The sequence below is a fragment of the Mucilaginibacter conchicola genome (assembly GCF_003432115.1).
GTDB classification, from domain to species: Bacteria; Bacteroidota; Bacteroidia; order Sphingobacteriales; family Sphingobacteriaceae; genus Mucilaginibacter; species Mucilaginibacter conchicola.
In genome coordinates this window covers 1000945-1016790 of sequence record NZ_QWDC01000001.1, presented here as the reverse complement: position 1 = coordinate 1016790, position 15846 = coordinate 1000945, and the positions used below count along the sequence as shown (strand labels likewise).

12 protein-coding genes and 1 tRNA gene are annotated in these 15846 nt (G+C 43.0%); 7 read left to right on the top strand and 6 right to left on the bottom strand.

Going from position 1 to position 15846, the window contains the following annotated elements; all coding sequences use genetic code 11:
• Position 1: 1 nt before the first annotated feature.
• Together D0C36_RS04425 and D0C36_RS04420 are read right to left on the bottom strand one after the other, a co-directional pair.
• Positions 2 to 478, bottom strand: a complete 477-nt coding sequence (locus D0C36_RS04425; RefSeq protein WP_117390345.1) for a DinB family protein — start codon at positions 476 to 478, stop codon at positions 2 to 4.
• A 28-nt stretch (positions 479 to 506) separates the two neighbouring features.
• Positions 507 to 1142 carry an HAD family hydrolase gene (locus tag D0C36_RS04420; RefSeq protein WP_117390344.1) on the bottom strand — a complete coding sequence of 212 codons (636 nt, stop codon included), beginning with the start codon at positions 1140 to 1142 and terminating at the stop codon, positions 507 to 509.
• Between the two features lie 202 nt (positions 1143 to 1344).
• On the opposite strand from D0C36_RS04420, the gene D0C36_RS04415 reads away from it, so the two are divergent.
• From D0C36_RS04415 to D0C36_RS04405, 3 genes are all read left to right on the top strand, one after another.
• Complete coding sequence (locus D0C36_RS04415; protein WP_117390343.1) at positions 1345 to 2568, top strand: BamA/TamA family outer membrane protein; 1224 nt, start codon at positions 1345 to 1347, stop codon at positions 2566 to 2568.
• Positions 2569 to 2790: 222 nt separating this feature from the next.
• Complete coding sequence (locus D0C36_RS04410; RefSeq protein WP_158557073.1) at positions 2791 to 7218, top strand: FG-GAP-like repeat-containing protein; 4428 nt, start codon at positions 2791 to 2793, stop codon at positions 7216 to 7218.
• A complete protein-coding gene (locus D0C36_RS04405) occupies positions 7218 to 7910 on the top strand; it encodes a hypothetical protein (protein ID WP_117390341.1) in 693 nt (230 codons plus the stop codon). Before D0C36_RS04410 ends, D0C36_RS04405 begins: the two co-directional genes overlap by 1 nt.
• Positions 7911 to 8009: 99 nt before the next feature.
• Here the strand turns inward: D0C36_RS04405 and D0C36_RS04400 are convergent.
• Together D0C36_RS04400 and D0C36_RS04395 are read right to left on the bottom strand one after the other, a co-directional pair.
• Positions 8010 to 8083: transfer RNA gene (locus D0C36_RS04400), tRNA-Ile, on the bottom strand.
• A gap of 190 nt (positions 8084 to 8273) precedes the next feature.
• Positions 8274 to 9164: an inositol oxygenase family protein gene (locus D0C36_RS04395; RefSeq protein ID WP_117390340.1), complete on the bottom strand. Its 891-nt coding sequence runs from the start codon at positions 9162 to 9164 to the stop codon at positions 8274 to 8276.
• 203 nt (positions 9165 to 9367) lie between these two features.
• Here D0C36_RS04395 and D0C36_RS04390 point away from each other — a divergent pair, with 203 nt between their 5' ends.
• The 3 genes from D0C36_RS04390 (at position 9368) to D0C36_RS04380 (ending at position 12996) form a co-directional block, all read left to right on the top strand.
• A complete protein-coding gene (locus D0C36_RS04390; RefSeq protein WP_117391369.1) occupies positions 9368 to 10378 on the top strand; it encodes a LacI family DNA-binding transcriptional regulator in 1011 nt (336 codons plus the stop codon).
• Positions 10379 to 10533: 155 nt separating this feature from the next.
• Positions 10534 to 11088 carry a LemA family protein gene (locus D0C36_RS04385; RefSeq protein WP_117390339.1) on the top strand — a complete coding sequence of 185 codons (555 nt, stop codon included), beginning with the start codon at positions 10534 to 10536 and terminating at the stop codon, positions 11086 to 11088.
• Positions 11089 to 11097: 9 nt separating this feature from the next.
• On the top strand, positions 11098 to 12996 hold the full coding sequence (locus D0C36_RS04380) for a DUF2207 domain-containing protein (RefSeq protein WP_117390338.1): 1899 nt from the start codon (positions 11098 to 11100) through the stop codon (positions 12994 to 12996).
• Positions 12997 to 13071: 75 nt separating this feature from the next.
• On the opposite strand, the gene D0C36_RS04375 is transcribed toward D0C36_RS04380, so the two are convergent.
• Positions 13072 to 13731: a suppressor of fused domain protein gene (locus D0C36_RS04375; RefSeq protein WP_117390337.1), complete on the bottom strand. Its 660-nt coding sequence runs from the start codon at positions 13729 to 13731 to the stop codon at positions 13072 to 13074.
• Positions 13732 to 13832: 101 nt separating this feature from the next.
• Between D0C36_RS04375 and D0C36_RS04370 the strand changes: the two genes are divergently transcribed.
• Positions 13833 to 14825 carry a phytanoyl-CoA dioxygenase family protein gene (locus D0C36_RS04370; RefSeq protein ID WP_117390336.1) on the top strand — a complete coding sequence of 331 codons (993 nt, stop codon included), beginning with the start codon at positions 13833 to 13835 and terminating at the stop codon, positions 14823 to 14825.
• Positions 14826 to 14875: 50 nt separating this feature from the next.
• Here the strand turns inward: D0C36_RS04370 and D0C36_RS04365 are convergent, their stop codons facing one another.
• Positions 14876 to 15838, bottom strand: a complete 963-nt coding sequence (locus D0C36_RS04365; protein WP_117390335.1) for a phytanoyl-CoA dioxygenase family protein — start codon at positions 15836 to 15838, stop codon at positions 14876 to 14878.
• Positions 15839 to 15846: the final 8 nt, after the last annotated feature.

Below are 15846 nucleotides of genomic sequence, written 5' to 3'. Positions count from 1 at the left end.
GCTAACTGCGGATAACATCAGTATCAACGGGGATATAGCCCAGTTGCCTGCTCATATTTACCAGTTGCCCTTTGTGATGGAACTCATGGGTGATAACATGCATGAAAAGGTCTAAAGGGGTAAGAGTTAGCTCAACACCTTCGCGTTTGGGTAAGGTAAGCGGTACATCAAGCGCGTCTTTAAACCTGTCCAGGAAATCGTTTACCACAATGTTGATCTGGTTAAACATGGCGCGGGTTGCACGTATGTCGCGGCAATCGTTACTTTCAAAATAGGGTATCTTTTCGCGTTGTGCAAAGTTAACCAGCCAGTTGAGGTAGGTGGCTGCTGCATGCGCCATCATGCTGCACATGCTTTCGTTATTAAATTGCGGTACCTGCTGGCAAAAGTGTTGCCTGCTGATGCCTTCGCAATAATCAAATAACGTTTCTCTTGATGATAAAACTAAGCGGTATTGGTGTAACAATGTGGTGTGCATATTGGTAGGGGTATCAATAATTAAACCATTAATCTACAAGGTGTTCGCGTGCGGCAAATTTTTGGATAGTATCAGGCACGGTCATCAAAAAAGTTTGGATGCCTAAAGTTTTGGCAGTCTCCAGGTGTTGCGGACTATCATCGATAAACAAAGTTTCTTCCGGCTTTAGGTTATTCTCGGTTAATACCTGTTCAAAAATATCCGGCTGCGGTTTGCGTTTACCTACCAGGTGCGAATAGTACGTTTTCTCAAACAGATGTTCGTTATCATCAAAACCGAAATCGGTTTTCAGATAATTCATAATGTAGTTGTAGTGGATATCATTAATGTTGCTGAGCAAAAACGTACGGTATTTATCTTTCAACTTTAGTAGTAGCTCATGATTGCCGGGGGCAATACCTATCAACAGGCTGTTCCAGGCGTCGGTAATTTGCTGGTCGGTAATATCAGCATTACCTATCTTTCCTTTTACATAAGCACGAAATTCATCTGCAGTAACTTCGCCACGGTCAAATTTATCAAATATGGGGTCTTGTTGGCGATGACCAAAAAACTCTTCAGTATTGGCGATTCCCAATTGTTTGAAAGCATCCTGTGCCCGCCTGAAATCGATTGAAAAAATTACGTTACCGTAATCGAAAATGATGTTTTTGATGTTCTGCATGTTAATAGGTTAGCTGTTACAATATTAAAAGTTTGGCTTTGCTTTAAGTGTTAAATGAATTTTAATTTTTGGCACGATTGGTGGCAATGTGTAACGATGTTGTTTTTGTTTACGTAAATTAAAAAACATTGCGGCATAAGTTTGTTAAAACCTCTGCTGTTATCTAAATTAAAGCCTTGCTTAAAGGCACTTCTATCTGCTTATGTATAAAATATCTATCGCCGCAGTCCTTTGTTTGTTTTCTGTTGGTTCGTTTGCGCAAAATGCAACCACTATTATCCCTGATAATAATACTGTAAGAGATACGGCCAACCAAACCGACCTGATAGATATTTACCGTAACATATTTAAACCTAAGCAAACCAAAAAACGTTATTCTGAGGATAAAACGGTGTACTTCTCCATCCTGCCATTTGGCGGGCAGGTACCGGGTGGTACAGGCCGTGCGCTTGTTACCAGTACCAATGCCGGTATTTACCTGGGGCCACGGCAAACTACCAATATATCAAGTGCCACATTTACACCGTATTTAAATTTTAAAGGCCGCTTTGGTTTGCCATTGCGTAACAGCATCTGGCTGCCAAATAACGAGTGGACCATACAAGGTGATACGCGTTTCCTGGTTTACCCGCAATATACCTGGGGCCTGGGCAGTAAGAATGGCTACCTCGACCGCAGCCTTGTTGATTACAAGTACATCCGCTTTTATCAAAGCGTTTTAAAACGTATAAAACCTTACTTGTTTGCCGGGGTAGGTTACAACCTCGATTACCGTATAGGCATAAAAAGCGAAGAGGATAATATTGATCTGCCAACATTTACAGGATATAACTACGGCACAAGTGGTAACTCGTTCTCGTCGGGCGTAACGTTAAATTTATTGTACGATACACGTAATAACTCTATTAACCCGCTCCCCGGTGCCTATGCTAATGTAGTATATCGTGTTAATCCTAAGTTTTTGGGTAGCCAGGAAAACTGGACATCGCTATATATTGATGTGAGGAAATATATGTCACTGAACCCCGGTAACCCCAATCAGCAAAACACGCTTGCCTTTTGGTCTTATCTGTGGAAAGCATTTTCTGATAAAACACCATATCTCGACTTGCCGAGTACCGGCTGGGACCCTTATAACCGCTCGGCACGCGGGATAGACCAAAACCGCTACCGAGGCCGTACGTTGTTTTATTTTGAGACCGAGTATCGCCGCGATATTACCAGTAATGGCCTTTTGGGGTTTGTGTTGTTTAGCAACATCAATACCGTAAGTGGCTCTAAAAGCCTGTTCACCTCGTGGCATCCTGCGGCTGGTACGGGTTTACGTATCAAATTCAATAAAGGCACCAACACCAACATTGGCGTTGATTACGGATTTAGCCAGGGGTACCGTTCAATTATGTTTGGCTTAGGCGAGGCTTTCTAAAACGAGATCAGAAACCTGTCATCAACCAAAACAGATTTATCAGCTACATTTTATTAACTTTCATCGCCTTCAAAAACAGACAGAGCCTTTCAAACTTTCTTATCCGGAATTTGGGGTGGATATAGAACGTTAATAATCGATTGAACTGTCTTGACGGCTTATTTCATTAATAAGCCTATAGCATAATCAATTAATTTACATATTTTTATGTCAATTATTGATATGACTAAACCTTACATAGTTCTCACGTTATTGCTTTTTGCAATAGTTCCAAATCTGCTGTTAGCTCAAACCTGGAAGGCCCTCGGGAAAGATGAAGTCAATACGCCCGGGTTGGAGCTCTCCACTTACAATAGTATATCTGTATCTCCTGATGGCGTCCCTTACATCGCTTTCTACGAGGGGACGAAAGATTCCATTACCGTTAAAAAATTTGATGGCACTAAATGGGTACAGGTTGGCCGCACCCTTGTTGCCGGTTATTATCCAAAGATAACGTTTGATAACAACGGCATCCCGTATCTTACACATATGCTACCTGGCCCATCGGGTGTAGTGCGAAAACTAATAGGAGACAATTGGGTAAGGATGGGCAATGAAACCGGCGTTTATCCGGCTTTGGCATTCGCACCTGATAATACGCTTTATTTAAAATTCACACTGCCTTACAGCGAAGGTTTCAGGATCAGGAAATTCACAAATGGATTTGTCTCTGCGGGCGATGTCGACAATGTTTCAGGCGGAGCAGCATTAGGTGAGATAGCAATGTCAAAGAATGGTACGCTATTTACTGCTTATGCTGCACCTTTAAACCAGAATAGAGTATCGGCAAAGAAACTTGTAGCAGGTAAATGGGAACAAATAGGTAAAGACGGTTTTAGCAATACCCGGGCAGCAGATGTAAAGTTAGTTGTAAGCAGCGCAGGTACTCCCTATGTTGCTTACTGCGATTCAACTGCCAACGGGGCTGTGGTGGTGCAAAAGTTCAGCAATAATGCCTGGGCCGTTGTCAGTCCGCCAGATCTTTCAAAAGGCGAAGCCAGATACATTAGCTTTGCGATAGGGACAGATGATCTTCCTTACCTTGCTTTTCGCGATGGGGGCGATAAAAACAGGGCGACTGTAAAAAAACTGAATAGTAATGGTCAATGGTCTGCTATTGGCTCCTCTACGCTAATAACGGGCGAGGCTCGGTTTACTGACATTACGATCGCAAAAAATGGCACCCCATACCTTATCTACCAGGACAATAACTATGGTGGTAAAGCAGTGGTGAAAATGTTTAGCAGCGGAAAATGGATAGACGTAGGGATGGGTGATATATCAGTTCAAGGCTCAAAAAATGTAGTGATCAAAACCAACAAGAATGGCAAGATCTTCGCTGCTTATACTGATGATCTAAATTCAGGAAAACTTTCAGTAAAGGAATATATCTCGGGCGAATGGAAATATTTCGGAAGCCCTACTTTATCGGTAGCAGGCGTTGTCAGGTCAGAATTGGATATGGATCTCGGGCCCGACGGTTTGCCGTATGTACTTTACCAGGATTCAAGCAAATTTAGCTGTGTTGTTAAAAAATATAACGGAACATCGTGGATACAATTGGGGTCTGATATTTCGCCGTACAGTGGGGCTCAGTTTAAAATAGCCATAGCGCCAGACGGAACGGTTTACGTAGCATTTGCTGATGGCGGATACGGTAAAAGGTTTACGGTGAAAAAGTATAGCAACAGCAACTGGCAATTTGTTGGCGAAGGCGATGTTGCAGACGCATCACTCAGCAGTTTGAACCTGGTCGTAGATAAAAACAATGTGCCTTACATTGCTTTCATAGATAATATTACCAGCAAAGCGAATGTAAAACGCTTTAACGGCACTTCCTGGGAATACTTGGGTAGCAAAAATTTCACAGAACCCGCAAGTGATATCAGTTTATTGATAACTCCGGATGGCATGCCCTACCTGGCCTATTCAAATAAAAATACCAATCGGATCCAGGTAGATGCATTTGCAAATGACAGTTGGAAAACAGCAGGTACAACAAGCAATTCTCTCAAAAGAGAATTTTTTCCAAAATTATTTTACAACCCGCTTGGGGAACTGCACCTTGCATTTACGGAAGCAGACGGCTCTATTAGTTATTCAGCGCAGATACGAAAATTAGACAAAGGCCAATGGATAGCGGTCAATAGCGAGCAAATGTTGCCTCTGAGAACATACGTGCATTCGGTTGCTTTTGCGCAAAACGGAGATATCATTTATGGTTATCTTAATTCACAAGTATTCGTTCGTACAAATAGCAGCGACGATCAGAAGGCAAATCCGGTAATAAATAGCATATCTCCTGCTGTTGGGGCTAAAGGTACACAGGTAGCTATAAGAGGTTTCAACTTAACTAATGCAACAGATGTTAAGATAGGGCAGGTTAAAGCAAGTTCTTTCAAGGTTATCTCCCCAACTTTGATCAATGCAGTTGTTGGAAACGGTGGCTCGGGCAATGTTTCGGTGACTACGCCTAACGGCAGTACATCTATCGAAAAATTTGAATATCTGGCAGGCCCCCCAATTATACAATCATTTTCCCCACATGCGGGCGATGTTTCATCATCGGTAACAATCAAGGGTAAAAACTTTTCTCCCTCAAGCCAACAGAATATTGTTTATTTTGGGGCGGTAGCAGGCCAGGTGCTCAGCGCAAATGATAGCACACTTACGGTAAAAGTGCCTGTAAATGCAACATCTTCTATCATTACGGTAACTACCAAACAGCGCACTGCCTACGCAGCAAACATGTTTATTGTTACCTTTAAATCAAGTAACAGTTTTACTGCAACTACATTTAGTAACAAAACCGGAATTGGTAAGAAAAGCCTTTCTCCCATTGCTATCGATATAAAAGATATGGATGGAGACGGGCAGGCAGACATACTTGTGAACGATGCTATTTTTGTGAACCAAAGTAGCAAAGATGGTTTTTCGTTTGCTACACAAACTGAAACGGATATGACCTCATACGGCGTAGAAGCAGAAGATTTGGACGGCGATGGTAAACCAGACCTATTGTTACCCACAGGCCCTGTAGGCATTCTGAAAAATACAAGTACCCCGGGTAGTATCACATTTATGCCTAACAAGCAATATGTGCAGCAGCCCTATTATTCATTTACCACCGCCACCGGTGATATTGACGGTGATGGTCAGCCTGATTTTTTATCGATGGCTAACGCCGGCCTTCAATTTGCTTTGTACCGAAACGCTGGAACAGGGAGCGGTTATAGCTATTTTGAGGAACCATTTATTTTTGAAATAGAGAATCAATTTAGTGGTGCAGCCATTGCCGATGTGGATGGTGATGGCAAAGCGGATATTGCCGTTATAATGCAAACGTACACAGCATCGGGTCCTAAAGGATATTTAGCCGTTTTCAGGAATACAAGTAATGGCAATCAAGTATCTTTTGAACGAACAAATTTATCACAAAATCTTTTGGCCGGTGATGGCGCCACCAAACCGATAATAGCCGATATTGACAATGATGGAAAGCCAGACGTCATAGTTATCAATCAGAACGCCAATACCATTTCTGTTTTCAGAAATACCAGCGGCGTTAATGATGTTAAGTTTGCAGAGGCAATAAACATCGCAACCGCAAAAAAACCATACGCCATTTGCACGGCCGATCTTGATGGGGATGGCTTTTTAGACCTGGCTACTGCAAATATTGGTGAGGCAAATAAAAAGGCAATATCTGTTTTTAAAAATACAAGTTCTAACGGCCTTATAAATTTTGATCAGAGAATTGATTATGACAGCGACTTTCAGCCCGGGAGTATTGCTGCCGCAGATCTTGACGGCGATCAGGCGCCGGAACTTGTAGTAACTAACTATATTGGCGATAACGTTACCATTTTTAAAAACAATATTAAACAGAGTAGTCTCCCCAATGATAATTTTTTAATATCAGCAATAAGCGCAACATGTAAAGGCACCAGCAATGGAGCTATCAGCATAACTGCTACCCAAAAGTTTAGCTACACTGCAAAACTAACTGCAAAAAATGTAAACCAGGAGCTGAAGTTTGATAATACTGCAAAATTCAAAGATCTTGCGGCGGGCACTTACCGGGTTTGCATCAGTTCGGCAGAACAGCCGGACCGCGAACAATGTTATGATATTTTAATAAGTGAACCTAAAGACCTGGTAGTTTTCTCAACCGTTAATGAAAAGTATAAAACCGTAAGTCTTGAACTTGATGGTGGTTCAGCTTATACGATTGATCTTAACGGTTCAATTTATACTACTCGAAACAGAGCTATAGAGCTGCCTTTAAATAGCGGAAATAACAGAATTATGGTTACCACCGATAGGGATTGCCAGGGGCTTTTTGAAAAAACGATCAATCTTTCAGGGATAGTAAGTCCTTATCCTGTTCCTTTCCGGGATATTTTAAATGTAAATGTTGGCACTGCACTCGTAAAAAAAGTATCTATTGCATTGTATGATGCAACGGATGGCAAACTGGTATATCAAAAGAACTTCGACAATCAAACTGGTGTTATCCAATTAGAGGTTAGCAATCTAAAAACAAGTGTTTATGCACTTTATTTGACCATTGACGGGGTAAAAAAAATATTTAAGGTCACTAAGTAATGAAAAAATATTTAACGTTTATTATACCGTTCATTATACTTACAGGGTGCGGAAAAAGTGGCAATGATACCAAGCCAAACAGCAATAATGAACCTGTTGCCGCGATTATGCTTTTGCCAGGTGAAAATGAGATTTGTACAACAGGAACTGAAATTAGTGAAACGCAAAGTTCGGTTAAATTCACATGGAAACCTGCGTTAAATGCTACCAGCTATGATCTGTTAGTAACCAACCTGACCGACGGTTTAACCACAACGCAAAGCACTAAGGAAAATAAAGCCTCGATAATTCTCATTAAAGGCACACCATATTCTTGGACTTTGATCTCTAAGTCGTCGGCTTCCGGTGCAACCGCGAAAAGTGAAACCTGGAAGTTTTACAACGCCGGGCCTGGCGTAACGTCTTATGCACCCTTTCCGGCTGATTTGATCGCTCCTTCCAATAGTTCTGTTATCAGCAGCGGGAATGTCGATTTGTCTTGGGTAGGTAATGCACCTGCAAACGGAAATATTTTGAACTATGATCTATATTGGGGTACCAGTTCAACGCCACCACTGTTTAAAACAGGCATTTCTGAAAACAACTTGGTTGTTCCGGCAACAAGTAAAACAACTTATTATTGGCGGGTTGCTACCCGCAGCGCAGAAGGCAATGTATCTTATTCTCAAATTAATAAGTACTTTGTAAATTGAGTTAATGACAATCCTCCCTTGATTGAAGTACGGTGTAGAAAAATAAAAAAACCCTGTAAATTGTTGATTTACAGGGTTAAAGCATTTAAGCTTTCTCAGTGCGCCCACCTGGGCTCGAACCAGGGACCAAAAGATTATGAGTCTTCTACTCTAACCGACTGAGCTATAGGCGCTGAAAATGTTGGTTATTTTCGAGGCGCAATATTACGCATTTGAAGCCAATTAACAAAAAGCTAACTCTGATTTTTTGAAAGTTTTTGACGGATGGTGTAATGATTTGAAAATCAAGGCTACATTTTTTAAAGAAATGAAGAAGCCGCTAAACGCAGTTTGGCGGCTTTGTTAAATCAATCATATAAGCTTCTAAAATCTCAGCGTTGGTGGCAGGTATTTAGCTACCAAAGCCTGGTAGTAAGGCTTTAGCTCTTCCCAGCTTTTTTGGTTAGGGTTTTTTGAGTAAAGGTCGTAAGGGTTAAACAACTTTACCCATTCAAACATTTTATGATCATGCTCACTCATCAGATGGTTGTAAGCTTGTTCGCGGTGTTGTGCATAAAATGAGTGATAACGCAGCATATATAAGCCTTGCTCAGGAATATAATCTTTCATCATGTGGTAAACGTATTCATCGTGCCCCCATGACATGTGCACATTATTTAAGCCACAGTTGCGGGTGTAAACACCCAGTTCGGTATTGTAACGCGGGTCGTTGTAGTCAGGGTTATCTTTAAAAAATTCTGAGTAAACTATTTTGTCAGAAAAAGCGCATCCAACCGGGAAGGTATCGCCTACAACAGCCCATTGTGGTTCGCCAAAAAGGCATAGCACTTTACCCATATCATGTATAAGGCCAACCAGCACCATCCAATCGGGGTGGCCATCATTGCGTATAGCTTCAGAAGTTTGCAGAAGATGCTGCATCTGGTCCAGATCTGTATCCGGGTCAGAGTCGTCAACCAATTGGTTCAGGAAATCAAAGGCATCCCATATAGGCATTTCTTTTTTATCGAACGCGAGGTATTTTGCTTTATGCTGAAGTACAAAATCATACGTTTGGTAATGATGGTTAAGGCGATAAAACTCTCTTACGCCATCTTTCTCAGTTTCCTGGTAGTTCCTAAAGTCCTCTTCTTTTTTATCCTCATTTATTGATGCCGGGTCGGGGTAGCGGCGTAATATATCATCTTCCCATTCATCGAGGTCGGCAAGTGGCGAAATATTATCGCCCGCTAAAGTGCTCTTTGTAGCGTTCATAATAATAGCGTTAAGTATGAAACCAGGTATTGGTGGTTTTTGGTTTCGATGTTACAATTGGTTTACTACTAAATTGAACAATTAAAACCCGGTATTTTTCTTTAAGCCGCATAAAATTTACTTAAACGATTAAGTAAAATTGATACTTTGCACATATAAACCAAATGCTGTGCGTCGGTTCACGGGGCACCGGTTACATAGATATGGCTACCGTTACTATTAAAATGCTTGCCGGGAAGCTCAACCTGTCTACTGCCACTATTTCAAAGGCATTAGCAGATAGCCATGAAATAAGCCCTGCAACAAAGCAAAAAGTTTTACAACTGGCACAAGAGCTTAACTATGTTCCCAATGCCTACGCGGGTAGTTTACGCCGCCATAAAAGCAAAACCATAGCCGTAGTGATCCCCGAGGTGGCCGATAGCTTTTTTTCGCTGGCTTTGAACGGTATCGAAGAAGTTGCTTTGGCACACGGTTATCATACCCTCATCTACCTCACACACGAAAAACTGGAGCGTGAAAAGGCGATCTTGAAAGAACTTGCTAACGGCAGGGTAGATGGTCTGTTAATGTCGGTAACGGTTGAGACCGGTACTTTTGATCACATCCGCGAATTTAACAAGCAATTGCCCGTAGTATTTTTTGACCGAGTTTGCCCCGAGATTGAAACCGCACAAATCACGACCAACGATTTTGAGTGTGGCTATCTCGCTGCAGAACACTTGATCCAGGCCGGTTGCCGTAAAATTGTTCTGTTATCAGTATCAAACAATTTGTCTATTACATCAGAACGGGCCAAGGGGTTTCAAAAAGCTGTTTTAGAGCATCAATTAAATGGAGTTTTTTGCCGGGTAGTTGATTGTAACGAAGATGCAGCTCAAAATTATGAGATAATTAAAGCGATGATGAGCCAACCGGATCGCCCGGATGGGATTATTGCCACAGTTGAGAAACTAACCATCCAGATCTACCTCGCATGCAGAGACCAGAATATCAATATACCAAGAGACGTAAAGGTGATATGTTTCTCTAACCAGCCATCGGCATTAATATTTGATCCGGGTTTAAGTACCATTAATCAGCCAGCATTTGAAATGGGCAGGGCAGCGGCAAGGGCATTGTTAAAGGCTTTAAAAAACAGCAGTTTGTTGCTTGCCGATGAAAGTGTTGAGATACCCTCAACCCTTATAGCGCGAGGGTCTACTAAAATGTAGTACAACATTTTGGTACGATTTTGACCTTTTAGAGATTGAACCCGCAACGTAAAAGATATATAACACCTGTAAATGGTAGATATGTTTGACAAAGCTCAAAACAAACATATTGCCTCCATTACTGTTATCTAATAACTGAACTTTAAACAATCACTATGACACTTGCCTACATCCTTATTGGCTTAATTGTTATCGCCATTTTTTTTATTATCTCACTTTACAACGGCCTGGTTACCAAACGCAGCATGATGCAGGAAGCATGGAGCGGTATTGATGTGAGCCTTAAGAAAAGGTATGACCTTATCCCCAACCTGGTAAACACGGTTAAAGGTTATGCCACGCATGAGAAGCAATTGCTTGAGGAAGTAACTTCATTACGTACAAAAGCACTTCAGTCTACATCTGTTGAACAAAAGATAGGTATTGAGAAAGAACTTGGCCCGGCTTTGGGTAAACTGCTCGTTTCTGTTGAGAACTATCCTGATCTTAAAGCCAGCGAAAACTTCCGCGATCTGCAGGGCCGCCTTAACGATATTGAGACCGAATTGGAGATGAGCCGCCGTTACTATAATGGTACGGTGCGCGAGAATAACATCGCTATTGAAAGCTTCCCCGGTAATGTGGTGGCCAGTATGTTCAAATTTGAGAAAGGTACTTTCTTTGAGATAGATAACTCCGCACAGCGCGAAAATCCAACCGTTTCTTTCTAAAACCTAAACATGATAAAAAGAATCTCCCTTATCATCTGCAGTCTGGTGTTTTTGGGGCTGCATGCCTTTGCGCAAGATAGCGTGCAAACGGAACGGATCATTAATTTCCATTCGGATATCAGTATTGACAGCACCGGGCTGGTTAAGGTTACTGAGCATATAAAAGTGTATGCCGCCGGCGATAGAATACAGCACGGATTACTGCGTAAGATCCCGCTTTACCGTACCGATAGATTGGGTACCAGTAAAAAAGTTGATTTTGAAATAACCGACGTTAAGAAGAACAATGTTAAAGAGCCATACAAAACTAAAGAGGAAAGTGGCAACCGTAATATTTATGTAGGCAGTGCAGATGTTTATTTGGAAAAAGGTATTTATGAATACGCCATTACCTACCAAAGCCGCGGACATATAGGTTTTTTTGACGGCTACGACGAACTTTATTGGAACGTAACCGGTAACGACTGGGACTTTAATATTGAGCAGGCATCTGCTACAATTACTTTTCCCGGTGGAGCTAAAGGTGGCAATGTATCTTGCTATACAGGTGTTAGCGGCTCTACAGCAACCGACTGTAACAGTAATTTTAACCCAGATGGCTCTGTTACCTTTAAAGCCGCCCATCAACTAAACCAGGGCGAAGGTTTTACCGTTGCAGCGGCATTTACGGCAGGCATCATCAAACGCCCCGGCAAGTGGGAACTAATGTACCAGGATTACTTTAACGTAATTGCCGGTGCCGCTATGCTATTGATCTTCGCGGGTATTTATTATGCCTTATGGAACAAATACGGCCGCGACCCGGTGAAACCTGTTGTGGTGCCCACTTTCCATATTCCGCAAGGCTGGTCGCCGGCGTTACTGCGTTATTTTGACAGGAAAGGCTATGATGATAAAGGCTCAGCCATATCCATCATCAATATGGCGGTTAAGAAAACGGTAAAAATAAACGCCACAGATGCGGGGAGTAAGGAATACCAGTTTGTAAAGCTTACTGAAGATACTGACAGCCTTGCTAATGAAGAACGGGCTTTTTTTAACGAGATATTTTCAAAGCAGCAATCTATCAAAACCACATCATCAAACGCCCGCAAGTTTACCGCTGCCCGTAAAGATCATCGCGATAGCGTGGTATCGCAATTAAAACTTACCGACTATTTTGTAAGCAATTCGCGTTTTTCGATATGGATGGCGGTTTTTGCAGTGATCGCCCTTATTGCATACCTGATAAGTGTAGGGGAAGGCAAACCATTATTTCTACTCTTCCTGTTGCCATTTATTGCTTTTGGGGTATCGTTCTTTATCAATGGCATTAAAGGCTTTAAAGATTCAATAGGGGGGAGTATTATCATGATAATTTTTGGTCTCATCTTTGGCGGTGTGCCTTTGGTGATGGCCGTATTGCTTATCGGGTTTTCATCGCCGGTAACTATGGTGGTAATATTGGGGATGGTAGTTATGTACATCGTTTTCCTTAAAGCCATTAAAAATATAACGTTTGAAGGTATTGAGATAAAAAGCCAGGTTGATGGTTTTAAATTATACCTGTCTACCGCCGAAGAAAACCGTTTAAACCTGCTTAACCCGCCCGAGCTTACCCCGCAGGTGTTTGAAAAGTTTTTGCCTTATGCCATAGCTTTAGGATTAGAAAATGCCTGGGGCAATAAATTCAGCGCCGTGCTTGATGCCGCTGGTTATGAACCCGACTGGTACACCGGCGAAGATGATTACCGCAGGTTTGCTTATTCGGTACCCAGCAGTTTTTATAATTCGGTGTCTATTACGCCGCCTTCAACTTCAACAGGGTCATCTTCAGGTTCGTCGGGCAGTTCAAGCTGGAGCTCAGGGAGCAGCGGTGGTGGTTCATCCGGCGGTGGTGGCGGCGGTGGCGGTGGCGGCGGCTGGTAAAACCGAAACGATATGAATAACAAAGGACGGCGTTATGCCGTCCTTTTATTTTTAGCAGAATACGCATTGGTATTCTTATAGCACACTTGTCTTCCTGTCCAGATCGGTGATCAACAGAGTATTGCCATCGCGCAGCAGGTTAATGATCTTTTCGGTTTCGCCCAAAGTGGGGTTGGTTTTAAAGGCGTCAAACTCGGCAGAAGTTAACCCCACCATCTGCAGAAATTGTACATGGCCGTTTGGGGTATCTATCTCGCCCAGTTCGGGGTCTAACACAAAGGCTACGGCAACAATATCAGTATCATAATCTAAACGGATGGGGCCGTTAGCAGGTATCACATGATACTCCTCAAACCATTTTCCCGACTTAAACACATATTTAGCCAGGTTTTGCATCAAGTTGCAGGCCCAGGTTACGTTATCATCGTCGCTTTTTTTCTTAAGGCGAAAGGTAAGCTCAAAACCATACTTGCTGAAATCTTTACCGGCCTGTTCGGGGTTATAATACAAGTCTGAGAAGCCGTAAGTAACGTAGTGAAAATGCGGCTCCTGCTTGTCGCTTTTGTAAACGCTTATGCCATCAAGCGGCTCGGTGCCGCCGGCTATAAAATGCAGGTTGGGTGCGTAATGCTGAGGCTCCTGATTGGGGTACAGTTGCTCTAAAGGTTTATCAATGGCCAGCCAGCCTACCGCTTCATCCTCATTAAATTGTGCTTTATACTCTTCGGTTGTCATAGGTAATGTTTTAAGGTTGGTACTTAAATTTAACAGAAAAACGCCATTTGTGTTTAGTATGATATTTTTTTAAGATATTGCATAACCTGATTATCACGATTATGCAAACCGCACTGCCGCCATCAACCGAAACCGGAAAGCTTGGAATAATGCACCTAAAACGCTTTTGGTACAAGACCAAAAACGGTACCCATGGTGTTGAGATACCCAGCATAGAAGTGCAGTTAGATAAAACTGTTTTATTTGCAGTAGGGGTGGGGCTTCAGCAGGGAATAAAGGCTACTTTCCAAACCAATAGTTTTGAAGATTTTGAGGATTGGATAACAACTGTTGCCGGAACCCCGATAGCCGAAACCACACAGCGTTTTAATAACGAAATAACAGGCAACACCACTAACACCACAGCCATCCACAAAATATTTACCGATGAGGAGATGGACGGTTTTAACCGTGATGGATACATCATCTTACGAAACGCCATTTCGGCAGATGAATGCAATAGCATTATTGATGCCCTCTGCAATTTTGCAGCAATTGACAAAGATGATCCGCAAACCTGGTACGATGTGCAGAATAGCCAGGCGATTATGATACAGCTTTTTCAGCATCCGGCTTTGCAGAAAACCCGCGATAACCTGCGTATACGCCGGGCATTTGAGCAGCTTTGGAACCGCACGGATATCTGGCCCTCGTTAGATCGGGTAGGCTTTAACCCGCCCGCAACAGTAACCCATCCCTACAAAGGCGATGGGTTGCACTGGGATGTAAGCCTACAGCAGCCCATCCCGTTTGCGCTGCAGGGACTGATTTACTTAACCGATACTGAGGCTCATCAGGGGGCTTTTACGCTGGTGCCGGGTTTTCAGCACAAAATTGGCGATTGGCTGCAGTCGCTGCCTGCCGGTTCCAACCCGCGCAGCCAAAACCTTAATGGTTTAGGAAGTCAACCCATCGCCGCCAACGCCGGCGACCTTATAATATGGCAGCAAGCACTGCCACATGGTGCCAGTCCTAACAGATCAGACAGGCCACGCTTTGTACAGTACCTTTCTTATAATCCGGCCATTTTGCAACATCAGCAGGTTTGGATATGATATAAGAAAAACGCCCCGGTTTAACTCGAAGCGTTTTATCAATCAGCATATTACCAATCCTTAAGCCCTAACAGTTTCTTACCCAAAGTACTCAGTTTGGCAACAGGGTGCTTTTGTTCTCTCTGCAGCGGGTCGCCGGGGAAGGCATAACCTTCAGGCGAACGGCGTTCCTTCCACGACATGATGCGCCAGTCGCGGATATCATTGTTGTCTTCTTCGGCGGGCATCATAGATATGTATTGTGCCACACGCACCTTATCACTGTTATTAGCGCGGATGCCATGTGGCTGGGCGCTGTTAAATATCAGCAGGTCGCCGGCTTCCATTTTTACCTTGGTAGGGGTAAAGCCTGTGGTATCGGGTTTAAAGTGATCGCGGTCGTCTGGTTGCGATAGTTTCCAGGTATCGTAATTTCTGAACAACTCCGGGATGCATTGAAAACCGCCCATATTTTCGTCTGTTTGATCAGCCAAAGCCAATACACCCTGTACGTTTTGTGGTTTGGTTTCAGGGTCGTAATCCCAATGGATAAATCCTTTGTACTCGTGGCCGGGGCGGATAGGGAAGTTGAGGTTAGCGCGGTCAATAGTAACCCAAAGTTTTTCGGTACCCCAAATATCTGCAAACGCCTGGTGAACCTTAGGCCACTGGCGGTTATCCCAAAGCGCCTGGTTATTGTACACCTCAACCATCCCGGTATTGGTGAGTTCTTTCATCTTCATTTCTGATAACGGAGCGGTGTACCATGTTTCAGGATCGTTAGAATCTTTACCTTCAAAGTCCCATATAAACGCTGCGGTTTTTAGCGCCTGTTCGCGCGGTACAGCATTTTTGATCACTACGTAGCCGTTCTCTATCCAGAAATTCCAATCATCTTCAGACAATACCTGCAGCGGTTTATCGCCGATACCTGTTCTCAGTTTAAGCTGACTACTGGTAGCAGTTGATGGATTGCCGGGAATCTCTTTATGCGCCGTATTACCCATTGTAGGCGCCATGGTTGCTTGTTGCATAATTGGTT

Bases quoted from the DNA above. Each gene is read 5' to 3' on its own strand.
- D0C36_RS04425 (WP_117390345.1), bottom strand. From the start codon at position 478: ATGCACACCACATTGTTACACCAATACCGCTTAGTTTTATCATCAAGA.
- D0C36_RS04420 (WP_117390344.1), bottom strand. From the start codon at position 1,142: ATGCAGAACATCAAAAACATCATTTTCGATTACGGTAACGTAATTTTT.
- D0C36_RS04415 (WP_117390343.1), top strand. From the start codon at position 1,345: ATGTATAAAATATCTATCGCCGCAGTCCTTTGTTTGTTTTCTGTTGGT.
- D0C36_RS04410 (WP_158557073.1), top strand. From the start codon at position 2,791: ATGACTAAACCTTACATAGTTCTCACGTTATTGCTTTTTGCAATAGTT.
- D0C36_RS04405 (WP_117390341.1), top strand. From the start codon at position 7,218: ATGAAAAAATATTTAACGTTTATTATACCGTTCATTATACTTACAGGG.
- D0C36_RS04395 (WP_117390340.1), bottom strand. From the start codon at position 9,164: ATGAACGCTACAAAGAGCACTTTAGCGGGCGATAATATTTCGCCACTT.
- D0C36_RS04390 (WP_117391369.1), top strand. From the start codon at position 9,368: ATGGCTACCGTTACTATTAAAATGCTTGCCGGGAAGCTCAACCTGTCT.
- D0C36_RS04385 (WP_117390339.1), top strand. From the start codon at position 10,534: ATGACACTTGCCTACATCCTTATTGGCTTAATTGTTATCGCCATTTTT.
- D0C36_RS04380 (WP_117390338.1), top strand. From the start codon at position 11,098: ATGATAAAAAGAATCTCCCTTATCATCTGCAGTCTGGTGTTTTTGGGG.
- D0C36_RS04375 (WP_117390337.1), bottom strand. From the start codon at position 13,731: ATGACAACCGAAGAGTATAAAGCACAATTTAATGAGGATGAAGCGGTA.
- D0C36_RS04370 (WP_117390336.1), top strand. From the start codon at position 13,833: ATGCAAACCGCACTGCCGCCATCAACCGAAACCGGAAAGCTTGGAATA.
- D0C36_RS04365 (WP_117390335.1), bottom strand. From the start codon at position 15,838: ATGCAACAAGCAACCATGGCGCCTACAATGGGTAATACGGCGCATAAA.